Raw genomic sequence first — 15,774 nt, forward strand, 5'->3', positions numbered from 1 at the left:
TCCTGCGTCCTGTTGGCATTGATTAAGCAACAAAAAAGAACGTCTTTCAATAATCCAACAATAAAACTCCGCCAACACTTTTTATTCGTTAAAATTAAACGCTAGAATAGAGTTATTCATTAATCTTCATAAGAAAAAGCTATGGAAAATTATCAGATCGACAATCTGGACCGCGGCATCCTTGAGGCCCTGATGGCTAACGCCCGCACGGCCTATGCCGAACTGGCGAAACAGTTTGGCGTCAGCCCGGGCACCATTCATGTGCGCGTAGAGAAGATGAAGCAGGCGGGGATCATCACCGGGGCGCGGATTGACGTTAGCCCGAAACAGCTGGGATACGACGTCTGCTGCTTTATAGGCATCATTCTGAAAAGCGCCAAAGACTACCCCTCGGCGCTGGCAAAGCTCAACGCGCTGGAGGAGGTGACCGAGGCTTACTACACCACCGGGCACTACAGCATCTTTATTAAGGTGATGTGCCGATCGATCGACGCCCTGCAGCAGGTACTTATCAACAAGATCCAAACAATTGATGAAATTCAGTCCACCGAGACGCTGATCTCCCTGCAGAACCCGATCATGCGTACCATCCGCCCCTGATCGGGCAAATTCATTCCCACATTTTCCACAGGTAGATCCCAGCTCGCTCACAGCGTACAATGATCCCTCTTTATATGAGCGAGCGATCCATGGCAGATATTACTCTTATTAGCGGTAGCACCCTCGGCGGGGCTGAATATGTAGCGGAACACCTGGCTGAAAAGCTGGAAGATGCGGGTTTTTCCACCGAAACGCTGCACGGACCGTTATTAGAAGATCTGCCGATCGACGGGATCTGGCTGTTGATCACCTCTACCCACGGTGCCGGCGATCTTCCGGATAACCTTCTTCCTTTATATGAAGAGCTAAAAGAGCATCAGCCTGACCTGGCGAACGTCCGGTTTGGGGCGATCGGCATCGGCAGCCGGGAATATGACACTTTCTGCGGTGCCGTTGAGAAAGTGGAGACCGAACTGAAGTCCTGCGGGGCACAACAGATCGGTGAAACGCTCAAGATCAACATCCTCGATCACGATATTCCGGAAGATCCAGCGGAACTTTGGCTGGCTGAATGGAAAAATTTACTCAAAAACGATTAAAGATCGTGCGATCAGATGTGGGTAACTCTGGTTAAAAGCTTGGATCAACCGGTAGTTATCCCAAGAATAACCGTTGATGACTTTTTGTGCTGTGTATAAGTCGCCGATCTGATCCCAGCTTATACGTCGCAGGATCACCGATCATTCACAGCAAACGATCCTCTCTAAACGCATGATCTTCTTCGGGAGATCCGGCTTATCCACAGAAATCCGCGATCCTAATAAGAGATCACAATAAAACAGATCTCTAAATAAGAAGATCTTCTTTTTAATAGTCAGGATCCCAGTGCTTTCTCGATCGACTAAAGTTGAGTAGAATCCACGGCCCGGGCTTCAATCCATTTTCTTACCGCTTTACGCGAGGCAGACCACCATGTTTTATCAGGATCCTTTTGACGTCATCATCATTGGCGGGGGTCATGCAGGCACCGAGGCCGCAATGGCCGCGGCGCGAATGGGTCAACAGACCCTGCTTTTGACACACAATATCGACACGCTAGGACAGATGTCCTGTAATCCGGCGATTGGCGGCATTGGGAAAGGACACCTGGTAAAAGAAGTGGATGCCCTTGGCGGCCTGATGGCCACCGCGATCGATCATGCCGGCATTCAGTTTAGGATACTAAACGCGAGCAAAGGCCCTGCCGTTCGTGCCACCCGTGCCCAGGCAGACCGCGTGCTCTACCGCCAGGCGGTACGCACCGCGCTGGAGAATCAGCCGAACCTGATGATCTTCCAGCAGGCGGTTGAGGATCTGATCGTCGAAAACGATCGTGTTGTTGGCGCCGTGACCCAGATGGGTCTGAAGTTCCGCGCCAAAGCCGTTGTGCTGACCGTCGGGACTTTCCTCGATGGCAAAATTCATATCGGACTGGATAACTACAGCGGTGGCCGTGCTGGCGATCCGCCGTCCATTCCGCTGTCGCGCCGTCTGCGTGAGCTGCCGCTGCGCGTCAGCCGTCTGAAAACCGGCACGCCGCCGCGTATTGACGCCCGCACTATCGATTTCAGCGTGCTGGCACAACAGCACGGCGATAACCCAATGCCGGTCTTCTCGTTCATGGGCAACGTGGATCAGCATCCGCGCCAGGTGCCGTGCTATGTCACGCACACCAACGAGAAAACCCATGACGTGATCCGCAGTAACCTCGATCGCAGTCCGATGTATGCCGGCGTGATCGAAGGGATCGGCCCACGTTACTGCCCGTCGATCGAAGACAAGGTGATGCGCTTTGCCGATCGTAACCAGCACCAGATCTTCCTCGAGCCGGAAGGGCTGACCTCCAACGAGATCTACCCGAACGGTATTTCCACCAGCCTGCCGTTCGACGTACAGATGCAGATCGTCCGTTCGATGCAGGGGATGGAGAATGCGAAGATTGTCCGTCCGGGCTATGCCATCGAGTATGACTTCTTCGATCCGCGTGACCTGAAGCCGACCCTGGAGAGCAAATTTATCCAGGGACTGTTCTTTGCGGGCCAGATCAACGGCACGACCGGCTACGAAGAAGCCGCCGCGCAGGGTCTGCTGGCAGGTCTCAACGCCGCGCGCTTCTCTGCCGAGAAAGAGGGCTGGGCGCCGGGTCGTTCTCAGGCTTACCTTGGCGTGCTGGTGGACGATCTCTGCACCCTCGGGACCAAAGAGCCGTACCGCATGTTCACCTCTCGAGCGGAATATCGTCTGATGCTGCGTGAAGACAACGCCGACCTGCGTCTGACCGAAAAAGGTCGTGAGCTGGGTCTGGTGGATGATGCGCGCTGGGCGCGTTTCAACGAGAAGCTGGAGACCATCGAGCGCGAACGTCAGCGCCTGAAGTCCACCTGGGTCAACCCAACCACCGAGTCTGTAGACGAAGTGAATGCTCACCTGTCTGCGCCGCTTTCCCGTGAAGCCAGCGGGGAAGATCTGCTTCGTCGTCCTGAGATGACCTACGACCAGCTGATCCAGATGACGCCGTTCGCGCCGGGTCTGGATGACGTGCAGGCCGCAGAGCAGGTCGAAATTCAGGTGAAATACGAAGGCTATATCGCCCGTCAGCAGGATGAGATCGAAAAACAGCAGCGTAACGAGAGCACGATCCTCCCGGCCACGCTGGATTACCGTCAGGTTAGCGGCCTCTCCAACGAGGTGATCGCCAAGCTGAACGACCATAAACCGTCGTCCATCGGACAGGCATCGCGCATTTCCGGCGTCACGCCTGCGGCCATCTCCATTCTGCTGGTGTGGCTGAAAAAACAGGGTATGCTGCGCCGCAGCGCGTAATCGTAACAACTGCCCGGTGATGCGTAGCGATCCGGGCCTACAGAACTCCGTAGGGCGGGTAAGCGTAGCGCCACCCGCCAAAACGCATCTCAACAGGTATTCTCCGTGCTTAACAAACTCACTCGTCTGCTGGATCAAGCCGGTATTTCGCTCACCGATCACCAGAAAAATCAGCTGGTGGGGTATGTCGATATGCTGCACAAATGGAACAAGGCCTATAACCTCACCTCGGTTCGCGACCCGAACGAGATGCTGGTGCGTCACATCCTCGACAGTATCGTCGTGGCGCCTCACCTCCAGGGTGAGCGTTTTATCGATGTCGGCACCGGTCCAGGCCTGCCGGGTATCCCGCTCTCTATCGTGCGTCCTGAGTGCCACTTCACGCTGCTGGACAGCCTGGGCAAGCGCGTGCGCTTCCTGCGCCAGGTTCAACATGAACTGAAGCTGGAAAATATTTACCCGGTACAGAGTAGGGTAGAGGAGTTTCCCGCCGAGCCGCCTTTTGATGGCGTGATCAGCCGGGCCTTTGCCTCGCTCAACGACATGATCGGCTGGTGTAAGCATCTGCCTGCGCAGAACGGACGGTTTTATGCCCTGAAAGGCATCCTGCCGGAAGATGAAATCGAACAACTGCCGGAAGGGTTTGAGGTGGAGTCCGCCATTAAATTACGCGTTCCACAGCTGGAAGGTGAGCGCCATCTGGTGATCGTTAAGCCAAACAGTTTTTAAAAAAATAATAAAAAATGTGGAAATTGTGCTGTTCTAAGTATGTTAAAAAACAGTCTGAAGGTTAAGAAATAGCCAGTGATAATTTAACCGCTTTTTTACTGTGGATTTTCTTTGGGTTAACCTGAGTGTGTAGTTAACCCAAAATATAATAAACCCTGAAAATATCAGCTTGCTAAAAGTAGGGGTGAGTAATCAGATCGTAATGTTAAATATTTATTATAAATGTCAATAAAAGGTTTTTGTTGTATACAGGGCTGTTTTGTAAATAGTTACTTAAATTACTCTTTAATATCATAAAGATGAAATATAGCGATTTACTGATTTCAATTATTCGACCTTATCGTAAATGTGTATTTTGTGATCCTGTGCACGCTTTATCGCCAATGTTTCCGCGTAGTTTGCAGTTTTGATGAGTCATTCACAGTTTGACGAAAAGTTAAGAAATAGCGCCGGGGAAAAATATTTAAACATTTATTCACCTTTTCGCTACTTATTGTTTGAAATCACGGGGACGCACCGTATAATTTGACCGCTTTTTGCTGCTTGACTCTGAGCCCTAAACGACGTTTTATACGACACGCGACATACCTCGAAGTGAGCAGGAGTAAAAACGTGATGTCTGTGTCGCTCTTGAGTCGAAACGTTGCTCGTAAGCTTCTGTTCATTCAGTTTCTGGCGGTGATAGCAAGTGGATTGCTGTTCTGCCTCAAAGACCCCTTCTGGGGCATCTCTGCAGTAAGCGGAGGTTCGGCAGTCGTTTTGCCGAATATGTTGTTTATGATTTTTGCCTGGCGTCATCAGGCGCATACACCTGCCAAAGGCCGCATGGCCTGGTCCTTCGCTCTGGGCGAAGTGTGTAAGGTGTTGCTGACCTTTGCTCTACTGGTGATGGCGCTGGCGGTTTTTAAAGTGGTATTTCTGCCGCTGATAGTGACGTGGGTTTTGGTGCTGGTGGTACAAGTTCTGGCGCCAGCTGTAATCAATAACAAAGGGTAAAAGGCATCATGGCTTCAGAAAATATGACGCCGCAGGATTACATAGGACACCATCTGAATAACCTTCAGCTGGACCTGCGTACATTCTCGCTGGTGGATCCGCATAACCCCCCAGCCACCTTCTGGACGATCAATATCGACTCCATGTTCTTCTCGGTGGCACTGGGTCTGTTGTTCCTGGCCATTTTCCGCGGCGTTGCGAAACGTGCAACCAGCGGCGTTCCAGGGAAATTCCAGACCTTCATCGAAATGATCATTGGCTTCGTCCATGGCAGCGTCAAAGACATGTACCACGGCAAGAGCAAGGTGATTGCACCGCTGGCGCTGACCGTCTTTGTGTGGGTCTTCCTGATGAACCTGATGGACCTGCTGCCGATCGACCTGCTGCCGTTTATCGGCGAGCATATCTTCGGTCTGCCTGCCCTGCGTGTGGTGCCGTCTGCTGACGTGAACATCACCCTGTCTATGGCACTGGGCGTATTTATCCTGATTCTTTTCTACAGCATCAAAATGAAAGGCGTAGGCGGCTTCGTGAAAGAGCTTACCTTGCAGCCGTTCAACCACTGGGCGTTTATTCCGATCAACCTGATCCTGGAAGGCGTTAGCCTGCTGTCCAAACCGATTTCTCTCGGTCTGCGACTGTTCGGCAACATGTATGCGGGTGAGCTGATTTTCATTCTGATCGCGGGTCTTCTGCCGTGGTGGTCACAGTGGATTCTGAATGTGCCTTGGGCCATTTTCCACATCCTGATCATTACGCTGCAAGCCTTTATCTTCATGGTTCTGACGATCGTCTATCTGTCGATGGCATCTGAAGAGCACTGATTCTTTACCAACACTACTACGTTTTAACTGAAACAAACTGGAGACTGTCATGGAAAACCTGAATATGGATCTGCTGTACATGGCTGCCGCTGTGATGATGGGTCTGGCGGCTATCGGTGCTGCGATCGGTATCGGCATCCTCGGGGGCAAATTCCTGGAAGGCGCAGCGCGTCAACCGGATCTGATTCCTCTGCTGCGTACTCAGTTCTTTATCGTTATGGGTCTGGTGGATGCTATCCCGATGATCGCTGTAGGTCTGGGTCTGTACGTGATGTTTGCTGTCGCGTAGTAAGTAGATTTAAACCCTAAGCCACAGTTGTAAATTTAAAGAGGTATTGTGCTGTGAACATGAACGCAACAATCCTCGGCCAGGCCATCGCGTTTGTTATCTTTGTCTGGTTCTGCATGAAGTACGTATGGCCGCCTTTAATGGCAGCCATCGAAAAACGTCAGAAAGAAATTTCTGACGGACTGGCTTCTGCAGAACGCGCTAAGAAAGATTTGGACCTTGCACAGGCCAACGCGACCGACCAGCTGAAAAAAGCGAAAGCGGAAGCCCAGGTAATCATCGAGCAGGCGAACAAACGTCGTTCTCAGATCCTGGACGAAGCGAAAGCTGAAGCAGAACAGGAACGTACTAAAATCGTGACGCAAGCGCAGGCAGAAATTGATGCCGAGCGTAAACGTGCTCGCGAAGAGCTGCGTAAGCAGGTCGCGATTCTGGCTGTTGCTGGCGCCGAGAAGATCATCGAACGTTCCGTGGATGAAGCTGCTAACAGCGACATCGTGGACAAACTTGTCGCTGAACTGTAAGGAGGGAGGGGCTGATGTCTGAATTTGTTACGGTAGCTCGCCCCTACGCCAAAGCAGCTTTTGACTTTGCTATCGAACACCAAAATGTCGATCGCTGGCAGAACATGCTGGCGTTTGCCGCTGAGGTAACGAAAAACGAACACATGGCCGAGATGCTTTCAGGTGCACTGGCACCAGAAACCCTCGCCAGTTCGTTCATCGCCATTTGCGGTGAGCAGTTGGACACCAACGGTCAGAACCTGATTCGGGTAATGGCAGAAAATGGTCGTCTGAAAGCGCTCCCGGATGTTCTTGAGCAGTTCGAGCACTTACGTGCCCTCAGTGAAGCCACCGTTGAAGTTCAGGTAACTTCTGCGTCTGAGCTGAGTAACGAACAGCTTGTGAAAATCACCGCCGCGATGGAAAAACGTCTGTCACGCAAAGTGAAGCTGAATTGCAATATCGATAAGTCTGTAATGGCGGGCGTAATCATCCGAGCGGGTGATATGGTCATTGATGGCAGCGTACGCGGCCGTCTTGAGCGCCTTGCAGACGTCTTGCAGTCTTAAGGGGACTGGAGCATGCAACTGAATTCCACCGAAATCAGCGAACTGATCAAGCAGCGCATTGCTCAGTTCAGTGTTGTGAGTGAAGCTCACAACGAAGGTACTATTGTTTCTGTAAGCGACGGTGTTATCCGCATCCACGGCCTGGCCGATTGTATGCAGGGTGAAATGATCTCCCTGCCGGGTAACCGTTACGCTATCGCACTGAACCTGGAGCGCGACTCCGTAGGTGCAGTTGTGATGGGTCCTTACGCTGACCTCGCCGAAGGCATGAAGGTTAAGTGTACTGGCCGTATTCTTGAAGTTCCAGTTGGCCGTGGCCTGCTGGGTCGCGTGGTGAACACCCTGGGTGCGCCAATCGACGGTAAAGGTCCGGTTGATAACGATGGCTTCTCGCCAATCGAAGTTATCGCTCCGGGCGTAATCGACCGTCAGTCCGTCGACCAGCCGGTGCAGACCGGTTATAAATCCGTTGATGCGATGATCCCAATCGGCCGTGGCCAGCGTGAGCTGATCATCGGTGACCGTCAGACCGGTAAAACCGCGATGGCAATCGATGCGATTATCAACCAGCGCGATTCCGGCATCAAATGTGTGTACGTGGCTATCGGCCAGAAAGCGTCCACCATTTCCAACGTGGTTCGTAAACTGGAAGAGCACGGCGCGCTGGCTAACACCATCGTTGTTGTGGCTACCGCTTCTGAATCTGCTGCACTGCAATACCTGGCACCATATGCCGGTTGCGCAATGGGCGAATACTTCCGTGACCGCGGTGAAGATGCACTGATCGTTTATGATGACCTGTCCAAACAGGCCGTTGCATACCGTCAGGTTTCCCTGCTGCTCCGTCGTCCACCAGGACGTGAAGCATTCCCGGGCGACGTATTCTATCTGCACTCCCGTCTGCTGGAGCGTGCATCCCGCGTTAACGCGGAATACGTTGAGAACTTCACTAAAGGTGAAGTGAAAGGCCAGACCGGTTCTCTGACCGCACTGCCGATCATCGAAACCCAGGCGGGTGACGTTTCTGCGTTCGTTCCGACCAACGTAATCTCCATTACCGATGGTCAGATCTTCCTGGAAACCAACCTGTTTAACTCCGGTATTCGTCCGGCAGTTAACCCGGGTATCTCCGTATCCCGTGTGGGTGGTGCAGCGCAGACCAAGATCATCAAGAAACTGTCCGGTGGTATCCGTACCGCGCTGGCACAGTATCGTGAACTGGCAGCGTTCTCCCAGTTTGCATCCGATCTTGACGATGCAACCCGTAAACAGCTTGACCACGGTCAGAAAGTGACCGAACTGCTGAAACAGAAACAGTATGCCCCTATGTCAGTCGCACAGCAGGGCCTGGTACTGTTCGCAGCAGAACGTGGTTATCTGGGGGATGTAGAACTGGCGAAAATCGGTAGCTTCGAAGCCGCACTGCTGGCTTTCGCTGACCGTGACCACGCTCCGCTGATGCAAGAGATTAACCAGTCCGGTGGCTATAACGACGAAATCGAAGGCAAGCTGAAGAGCCTGCTCGATTCCTTCAAAGCAACCCAGTCCTGGTAACGTCTGGCGGTCTGTCTTAGGGCAGACCGCAAGGCATTGAGGAGAAGCTCATGGCCGGCGCAAAAGAGATACGTAGTAAGATCGCAAGCGTCCAGAACACGCAAAAGATCACTAAAGCGATGGAAATGGTCGCCGCGTCCAAAATGCGTAAATCGCAGGAACGCATGGCGGCCAGCCGTCCTTATGCAGATACCATGCGCAAAGTGATTGGTCACCTTGCGAGCGGTAATCTGGAATATAAGCATCCTTACCTGGAAGAACGCGACGTTAAGCGCGTGGGCTACCTGGTGGTGTCGACCGACCGTGGTTTGTGCGGTGGCTTGAACATTAACCTGTTCAAAAAGCTGCTGGCGGATATGAAAGTCTGGTCTGATAAAGGCGTTCAGAGCGAAATCGCGATGATCGGCTCTAAAGGCGTCTCTTTCTTTAATTCCGTAGGCGGCAACATTGTCGCCCAGGTGACCGGTATGGGTGATAACCCATCCCTGTCCGAACTGATCGGCCCGGTAAAAGTGATGTTGCAGGCCTTTGATGAAGGCCGTCTGGACAGGTTGTACGTTGTAAACAACAAATTTATTAACACCATGTCTCAGGTTCCGACCCTCACGCAGCTGCTGCCGTTACCGGCATCAGACGATGCTGAGTTGAAGCATAAATCCTGGGATTACCTGTATGAACCCGATCCGAAACCGCTGCTGGATACCCTGCTGCGTCGTTACGTTGAATCCCAGGTTTATCAGGGTGTGGTAGAAAACCTGGCCAGCGAGCAGGCCGCACGTATGGTGGCGATGAAAGCCGCGACCGACAATGGCGGCAGCCTGATTAAAGAGCTGCAGTTGGTATACAACAAAGCTCGTCAGGCCAGCATTACTCAGGAACTCACCGAGATCGTCGGTGGTGCATCCGCGGTATAACCAGGTTAATTCGTAGAGGATTCAAGATGGCTACTGGAAAAATTGTCCAGGTAATCGGCGCCGTGGTTGACGTCGAATTCCCTCAGGATGCCGTACCGCGCGTGTACGATGCTCTTGAGGTTCAGAATGGTAATGAGCAGCTGGTGCTGGAAGTTCAGCAGCAGCTCGGTGGTGGTATCGTGCGTACCATCGCCATGGGTTCTTCCGACGGTCTGCGTCGTGGTCTGGATGTAAAAGATCTCGAGCACCCAATCGAAGTACCAGTAGGTAAAGCAACCCTGGGTCGTATCATGAACGTCCTGGGTCAGCCGATCGACATGAAAGGCGATATCGGCGAAGAAGAGCGTTGGGCTATTCACCGTTCAGCACCTTCCTATGAAGAGCTGTCCAGCTCTCAGGAACTGCTGGAAACCGGCATCAAAGTTATCGACCTGATGTGTCCGTTCGCGAAGGGCGGTAAAGTTGGTCTGTTCGGCGGTGCGGGTGTGGGTAAAACCGTAAACATGATGGAGCTGATCCGTAACATCGCGATCGAGCACTCCGGTTACTCCGTGTTTGCAGGCGTGGGTGAGCGTACTCGTGAGGGTAACGACTTCTACCACGAAATGACCGACTCCAACGTTCTGGACAAAGTATCCCTGGTTTACGGCCAGATGAACGAGCCACCAGGAAACCGTCTGCGCGTTGCGCTGACCGGCCTGACTATGGCTGAGAAGTTCCGTGACGAAGGTCGTGACGTACTGCTGTTCGTTGACAACATCTACCGTTACACCCTGGCCGGTACGGAAGTATCCGCACTGCTGGGTCGTATGCCATCAGCGGTAGGCTACCAGCCGACCCTGGCGGAAGAGATGGGTGTTCTGCAGGAACGTATCACCTCTACCAAAACCGGTTCTATCACCTCCGTTCAGGCGGTATACGTACCTGCGGATGACTTGACTGACCCATCACCAGCCACCACCTTTGCTCACTTAGATGCAACCGTGGTACTGAGCCGTCAGATCGCGTCTCTGGGTATCTACCCGGCCGTTGACCCGCTGGACTCCACCAGCCGTCAGCTGGATCCACTGGTTGTTGGTCAGGAACACTACGACACCGCGCGTGGCGTACAGTCCCTGCTGCAGCGTTATCAGGAACTGAAAGACATCATCGCCATCCTGGGTATGGATGAACTGTCTGAAGAAGACAAACTGGTGGTAGCACGCGCACGTAAGATCCAGCGCTTCCTGTCCCAGCCGTTCTTCGTAGCAGAAGTATTTACCGGTTCCCCGGGCAAATACGTTGCGCTGAAAGACACCATCCGTGGCTTTAAAGGCATCATGGAAGGCGAATACGATCACCTGCCGGAGCAGGCGTTCTATATGGTGGGTTCCATCGACGAAGCCGTGGAAAAAGCCAAAAAACTTTAACGCCTTAATCGGAGGGTGATATGGCAATGACTTACCACCTGGACGTCGTCAGCGCAGAGCAACAAATGTTCTCTGGTCTGGTCGAGAAAATCCAGGTAACGGGTAGCGAAGGTGAACTGGGTATTTTCCCGGGTCACGCCCCGCTGCTCACCGCCATTAAGCCTGGTATGATCCGCATCGTTAAACAGTTCGGTCATGAAGAGTTTATCTATCTGTCCGGGGGCATGATTGAAGTGCAACCTGGCAGCGTGACCGTACTGGCTGATACCGCAATTCGTGGCCAGGATCTCGACGAAGCGCGAGCTCTGGAAGCGAAGCGTAAAGCAGAAGAGCACATTAAGAGCTCTCATGGCGACGTGGATTACGCTCAGGCGTCTGCAGAGCTGGCCAAAGCGATCGCGAAACTGCGCGTTATCGAGTTGACCAAAAAAGCGATGTAACACCGGCTTGAAAGCACGAAAGCCAGTCTGGACTCCAGGCTGGCTTTTTTTATGGTTTCGTTTCACTAAATCTGAAATCAAAACGATGTTTTATTATTTTGTGATTTATCTCACAAAATGATTGATCGGCAAAATGTTGAGGAGTAGACTCCGTTTTGTGATGTATGTCACATAACTGAACTTCAAAAACATCAGGATGCCATCATGAAAACCATCAACAAAATCATCGCCCTCTTCAGCAACATGAACGTCTCTTTCGGTACGTTCAACCTGTAATTGCTGACCTGCCGGGCGGCGCCACGCTTACCCTTGTGTGATAAGCGAAGCGCCTCCCTGGTTACTCCGTTTTTACCTGCGCCATATCCAGTTCCTTCCCGTCCGCATTCACGCTTTTACCCTTCGCGATAAAATAGTTCGTATTATCGATCATCCCCACCACTGCATCATCGTACTGCCCTGGCTGATGACGAACTGACACGTTGCCGGTAAAGGTCCCCTGGGTTGTGACGTCTCCGTACGGGCTCGGGCGGAAGATGTAGTTAAAGCGCTGGTTATCCACCGCCAGGTTGTTCTCCACTACCAGCTTGCCCGGGTTAAAGTTATCGGTGAAACCGTCCAGATGATTGCCGGTGGCTTTACTGTTGCGGATCTGATGCGCCACAGGCTGCCCTTCCCCGCCGAGCTTGAAGCCGTTACTGGTATTGTTGCTGGCAACCGAATTCTCGATCACCACCACGCCGTTGGCACCATCTTCAATCTTGTTGAACAGGTCGAAACCGTCATCGATATTGTCGTGGGCATAGCAGTTCACCAGCCGGTTGCCGTCACCTACCCGCATCTTCACCGCGAAGCCATCGGCGTTAATCTTGCCGGGATCTTCGTTGGCCCAGGATTCAGAATCCACCACCCGGTTATAGCTTGCCCATAACGGACGACCAATCTTCTCAGGAGAGGAGATCTGGATCCCGGTGTCGTCATTACGGTACGCTTTGACGCGCTCGATCAGGTTATGGCTACCCTGAACGCGCAAGCTTTTCTCCGTAACGTCGATATCCTGGATATGCCAGTAGCTGGCGTCGAGCAGCAGACCGCGGATCACCACCTTACCTTCAGCCTGAAGCGTTTTGAGCTTGTCGCGGCTGCCGCTGGCCGAGAGCGGGATCTCGCTGCGTGAATAATCGCCGCTTTTCAGCACCAGCTTACCGCCGGGGGCCAGCAGCGTGATGGCGGTGGCGAGATCCAGCGGCGCATCGGCGGTACCTTTCGCCTCCGCTTTGCCGTCCGGGGCGGCATACAGAAGCGCCGTGTCCCTGTCTGCAACGCGTTCCACGGTGAGCTGCTGGTTCACCGGGGTGCCCTGAGACGGGGTAAAGGCCACCGTAAAGGTGCTGGTCTGCTCAAGACGGGCGGGCAGGGTGTACATCTCCCCCGCTTTTACCGTTTTCTCATTACCGATCACCACTTCGTTTTGCCGGACGCTGAATACCCCGTCCTCATTGGCGCGCGCCTGCAGCAGATAATCCCCGGAAGCGCTGACGTTCCCGGAAGCCAGCTGCACCACGACCGGCAGCGGCTCTGCCTGCCATGGCGGCGAAGACACGGTATGGGCGGGGCTGGTGGTCAGCGAGGCGTTGGTCACCGTGATTTTGGCATTCCGGGATGCGAAGAAGCCGACGTAGTAGCGATCCGGGTTTTGCACCGAAATCAGATCCGCGCGCGGCACGCTCTTGCTCACCCAGCTGTCGCTGTCCAGCGGGGCCCAGGCGGTAATAAAGCCATCGTCCGTGCGCTGGAGTTTGAGGCGAAACGCCGGGGTCTGGCTCAGATCGACTTCTTCTTTGTAACTCTGTTTTTTAATGGCCGCCCCGGCATCTCCCCACGGATGGCTGATCCCCTCCCGGGTGATGGCCTGCATTTTCACCCGCTGATGATCTTTTTTATCCTGGGTCATAATGGCGTTCATCACCAGGTTTGATGCCGCAGGGAACTCTTCATAACCGGTTTTCAGCGGCGCCTGACGTGGGTTACCGAGGACATCCCGCACCAGCAGCCCGGCGCCTTCCTGCGCGGCAGGTTTTGCGCCATTCTCCGGTCCAAACTGATCCACCCGGATGTTGGCCTGCAGGACGAAGTTCTCGCTCGCCGGCAGTTCGGTATAGAAGAAAGTTAGCCCGTCGTGGGAGTTGGCAATTTTGCCGCCACGGCTCTCCACCGTGATCGCTTTTGTCAGGTCGGCGCTCTCCTGCGGCGTGAGCTTTTTCCCGTCGATAGTGACATCATTGACGCCAATTTTTTCGGGCAGCACGTTGGAAGAAAAATTCACATCCGTGGATTGCCCAAACGCAATGGCTTTCCAGACATGGGGCTGTTCGGTGGCCGTTGCGGAAAAAGCGCTACACATCATCAGGGCCAGAGGTATTTTAGACTTCATCTTATTCTCCTGAATAATAATTGAGCGCCATTATCATCAGAATAAAACGGTGTTTCTTTTTTGTACGTCACATATTTCAATAATTAAAACAGTGTTTTGCTTATTGAGGCCTTTATTCATGAAGCGAAAGAATAGCTAACATGTTGTGCGGACTGGAGACTTCTCTAAAGGGCGCTATATTCCATAAGCAAAGTCCTCTATTCTGCTGTAAAAAGAACCTTTAAACAGCCCGAGACCGGCGAGGTTGTGCGTTTTACCACCTCTCCATTTTATGGCGCAAAATATGTAGAATTTTCAACGCCAAAGGGTTTTACTTTTCACTCAAATTACAGTCAGGACGTGTATGTTGAACAACGCAATGAGCGTGGTCATTCTTGCCGCAGGCAAAGGCACCCGCATGTATTCCGATCTTCCAAAAGTGCTGCACACCCTGGCAGGGAAAGCGATGGTGCAGCATGTCATTGATGCCGCTAATGAAATGGGCGCGAGCCAGGTTCACCTGGTCTATGGCCACGGTGGCGATCTGCTGAAGCAGACGCTGCGTGATGACAAGCTCAACTGGGTACTGCAGGCAGAACAGCTGGGTACCGGGCATGCCATGCAGCAGGCGGCGCCGTTTTTCTCTGATGACGAAGATATCCTGATGCTCTACGGCGACGTACCGCTGATCTCCGTGGAGACGCTGGCTCGCCTGCGTGCCGCGAAGCCGCAGGGCGGGATTGGTCTGCTGACCGTTAAGCTGGACGATCCGTCCGGCTATGGCCGTATCACCCGTGAAAACGGCAAAGTGACGGGCATTGTTGAGCATAAAGATGCCACCGATGCGCAGCGTGAAATTCAGGAAATTAACACCGGGATTCTGATCGCCAATGGCGCAGACATGAAGCGCTGGCTGTCGCAGCTGAACAACAACAATGCGCAGGGCGAATTCTACATCACCGATATCATCGCGATGGCGTATCAGGAAGGGCGTGAGATTGCCGCCGTTCATCCGGCGCGCATCAGCGAAACGGACGGCGTGAATAACCGCCTCCAGCTCTCCCGTCTTGAGCGTATCTATCAGTCCGAGCAGGCAGATAAACTGCTGCTGGCAGGCGTGATGCTGCGCGATCCGTCACGTTTCGATCTGCGTGGGGTGCTCAATCACGGGCGCGACGTCGAGATCGATACTAACGTTATTCTGGAAGGCAACGTAACGCTGGGTAACCGCGTCAAAATTGGCACCGGTTGCGTGATCAAAAACAGCGTGATTGGCGACGACTGCGAAATCAGCCCTTACAGCGTGGTGGAAGATGCCCACTTGGAAGCCGCCTGCACCATCGGGCCGTTCGCCCGTCTGCGTCCAGGTGCTGAACTGCTGGAAGGTGCCCACGTCGGCAACTTCGTCGAAATGAAAAAAGCGCGTCTGGGCAAGGGCTCTAAAGCAGGGCATCTGACTTACCTGGGCGATGCAGAGATCGGCGATAACGTGAATATCGGCGCCGGGACCATCACCTGCAACTACGATGGCGCGAACAAGTTTAAAACCATTATTGGCGATGACGTGTTTGTCGGCTCCGATTCGCAGCTGGTGGCACCGGTGACCATCGGCAAAGGCGTCACCATTGCCGCAGGCACGACCGTGACGCGCAATGTGGCCGAAAACGAGCTGGTGATCAGCCGCGTGCCGCAGGTGCAGAAGCAGGGCTGGAAACGCCCGGTGAAGAAGAAGTAA

Annotated in this window: 15 protein-coding genes; 14 read left to right on the forward strand and 1 reads right to left on the reverse strand. The window is 53.3% G+C overall.

Going from position 1 to position 15,774, the window contains the following annotated elements; genetic code table 11:
• The first annotated feature begins 141 nt into the window (after positions 1–141).
• The 13 genes from asnC to M8318_RS09105 all read left to right on the forward strand — a co-directional run bounded on the left by asnC (position 142) and on the right by M8318_RS09105 (position 11,629).
• Positions 142–600 (forward strand): transcriptional regulator AsnC, encoded by a 459-nt coding sequence (gene asnC / locus M8318_RS09045; protein ID WP_014172275.1) that lies wholly within the window; start codon positions 142–144, stop codon positions 598–600.
• Between the two features lie 89 nt (positions 601–689).
• A complete protein-coding gene (mioC, locus tag M8318_RS09050) occupies positions 690–1,139 on the forward strand; it encodes an FMN-binding protein MioC (protein ID WP_106995532.1) in 450 nt (149 codons plus the stop codon).
• A 373-nt stretch (positions 1,140–1,512) separates the two neighbouring features.
• Positions 1,513–3,402: a tRNA uridine-5-carboxymethylaminomethyl(34) synthesis enzyme MnmG gene (gene mnmG, locus M8318_RS09055; protein WP_262662069.1), complete on the forward strand. Its 1,890-nt coding sequence runs from the start codon at positions 1,513–1,515 to the stop codon at positions 3,400–3,402.
• Positions 3,403–3,507: 105 nt separating this feature from the next.
• Entirely contained in the window at positions 3,508–4,131 is a 624-nt protein-coding gene (gene rsmG / locus M8318_RS09060) for a 16S rRNA (guanine(527)-N(7))-methyltransferase RsmG (RefSeq protein WP_262662070.1), read from the forward strand.
• Positions 4,132–4,746: 615 nt separating this feature from the next.
• Positions 4,747–5,127, forward strand: coding sequence for a F0F1 ATP synthase subunit I (gene atpI, locus M8318_RS09065; RefSeq protein ID WP_262662072.1), 381 nt, complete (start codon positions 4,747–4,749; stop codon positions 5,125–5,127).
• Between the two features lie 8 nt (positions 5,128–5,135).
• Positions 5,136–5,951, forward strand: coding sequence for a F0F1 ATP synthase subunit A (gene atpB, locus M8318_RS09070; RefSeq protein WP_106995536.1), 816 nt, complete (start codon positions 5,136–5,138; stop codon positions 5,949–5,951).
• Between the two features lie 49 nt (positions 5,952–6,000).
• On the forward strand, positions 6,001–6,240 hold the full coding sequence (gene atpE / locus M8318_RS09075; RefSeq protein WP_000429386.1) for a F0F1 ATP synthase subunit C: 240 nt from the start codon (positions 6,001–6,003) through the stop codon (positions 6,238–6,240).
• Between the two features lie 53 nt (positions 6,241–6,293).
• On the forward strand, positions 6,294–6,764 hold the full coding sequence (gene atpF, locus M8318_RS09080) for a F0F1 ATP synthase subunit B (RefSeq protein ID WP_032615498.1): 471 nt from the start codon (positions 6,294–6,296) through the stop codon (positions 6,762–6,764).
• Positions 6,765–6,778: 14 nt separating this feature from the next.
• Positions 6,779–7,312, forward strand: coding sequence for a F0F1 ATP synthase subunit delta (atpH, locus tag M8318_RS09085; protein ID WP_262662075.1), 534 nt, complete (start codon positions 6,779–6,781; stop codon positions 7,310–7,312).
• Between the two features lie 12 nt (positions 7,313–7,324).
• Positions 7,325–8,866, forward strand: coding sequence for a F0F1 ATP synthase subunit alpha (gene atpA / locus M8318_RS09090; RefSeq protein ID WP_106995538.1), 1,542 nt, complete (start codon positions 7,325–7,327; stop codon positions 8,864–8,866).
• A gap of 50 nt (positions 8,867–8,916) precedes the next feature.
• Complete coding sequence (gene atpG, locus M8318_RS09095) at positions 8,917–9,780, forward strand: F0F1 ATP synthase subunit gamma (protein ID WP_106995539.1); 864 nt, start codon at positions 8,917–8,919, stop codon at positions 9,778–9,780.
• A 26-nt stretch (positions 9,781–9,806) separates the two neighbouring features.
• Positions 9,807–11,189: a F0F1 ATP synthase subunit beta gene (gene atpD / locus M8318_RS09100; protein WP_106995540.1), complete on the forward strand. Its 1,383-nt coding sequence runs from the start codon at positions 9,807–9,809 to the stop codon at positions 11,187–11,189.
• 20 nt (positions 11,190–11,209) lie between these two features.
• Positions 11,210–11,629 carry a F0F1 ATP synthase subunit epsilon gene (locus M8318_RS09105; protein ID WP_106995541.1) on the forward strand — a complete coding sequence of 140 codons (420 nt, stop codon included), beginning with the start codon at positions 11,210–11,212 and terminating at the stop codon, positions 11,627–11,629.
• A 337-nt stretch (positions 11,630–11,966) separates the two neighbouring features.
• On the opposite strand, the gene M8318_RS09110 is transcribed toward M8318_RS09105, so the two are convergent.
• A complete protein-coding gene (locus M8318_RS09110) occupies positions 11,967–14,060 on the reverse strand; it encodes a right-handed parallel beta-helix repeat-containing protein (protein ID WP_262662078.1) in 2,094 nt (697 codons plus the stop codon).
• Positions 14,061–14,403: 343 nt separating this feature from the next.
• Here M8318_RS09110 and glmU point away from each other — a divergent pair, with 343 nt between their 5' ends.
• Positions 14,404–15,774 (forward strand): bifunctional UDP-N-acetylglucosamine diphosphorylase/glucosamine-1-phosphate N-acetyltransferase GlmU, encoded by a 1,371-nt coding sequence (gene glmU / locus M8318_RS09115; protein WP_262662080.1) that lies wholly within the window; start codon positions 14,404–14,406, stop codon positions 15,772–15,774.

Origin of the sequence: Leclercia tamurae (genome assembly GCF_025566055.1) — a bacterium.
Lineage (GTDB): Bacteria > Pseudomonadota > Gammaproteobacteria > Enterobacterales > Enterobacteriaceae > Enterobacter > Enterobacter tamurae.

Bases quoted from the DNA above. Each gene is read 5' to 3' on its own strand.
- asnC (WP_014172275.1), top strand. From the start codon at position 142: ATGGAAAATTATCAGATCGACAATCTGGACCGCGGCATCCTTGAGGCC.
- mioC (WP_106995532.1), top strand. From the start codon at position 690: ATGGCAGATATTACTCTTATTAGCGGTAGCACCCTCGGCGGGGCTGAA.
- mnmG (WP_262662069.1), top strand. From the start codon at position 1,513: ATGTTTTATCAGGATCCTTTTGACGTCATCATCATTGGCGGGGGTCAT.
- atpI (WP_262662072.1), top strand. From the start codon at position 4,747: ATGTCTGTGTCGCTCTTGAGTCGAAACGTTGCTCGTAAGCTTCTGTTC.
- atpB (WP_106995536.1), top strand. From the start codon at position 5,136: ATGGCTTCAGAAAATATGACGCCGCAGGATTACATAGGACACCATCTG.
- atpE (WP_000429386.1), top strand. From the start codon at position 6,001: ATGGAAAACCTGAATATGGATCTGCTGTACATGGCTGCCGCTGTGATG.
- atpH (WP_262662075.1), top strand. From the start codon at position 6,779: ATGTCTGAATTTGTTACGGTAGCTCGCCCCTACGCCAAAGCAGCTTTT.
- atpA (WP_106995538.1), top strand. From the start codon at position 7,325: ATGCAACTGAATTCCACCGAAATCAGCGAACTGATCAAGCAGCGCATT.
- atpG (WP_106995539.1), top strand. From the start codon at position 8,917: ATGGCCGGCGCAAAAGAGATACGTAGTAAGATCGCAAGCGTCCAGAAC.
- atpD (WP_106995540.1), top strand. From the start codon at position 9,807: ATGGCTACTGGAAAAATTGTCCAGGTAATCGGCGCCGTGGTTGACGTC.
- M8318_RS09105 (WP_106995541.1), top strand. From the start codon at position 11,210: ATGGCAATGACTTACCACCTGGACGTCGTCAGCGCAGAGCAACAAATG.
- M8318_RS09110 (WP_262662078.1), bottom strand. From the start codon at position 14,060: ATGAAGTCTAAAATACCTCTGGCCCTGATGATGTGTAGCGCTTTTTCC.
- glmU (WP_262662080.1), top strand. From the start codon at position 14,404: ATGTTGAACAACGCAATGAGCGTGGTCATTCTTGCCGCAGGCAAAGGC.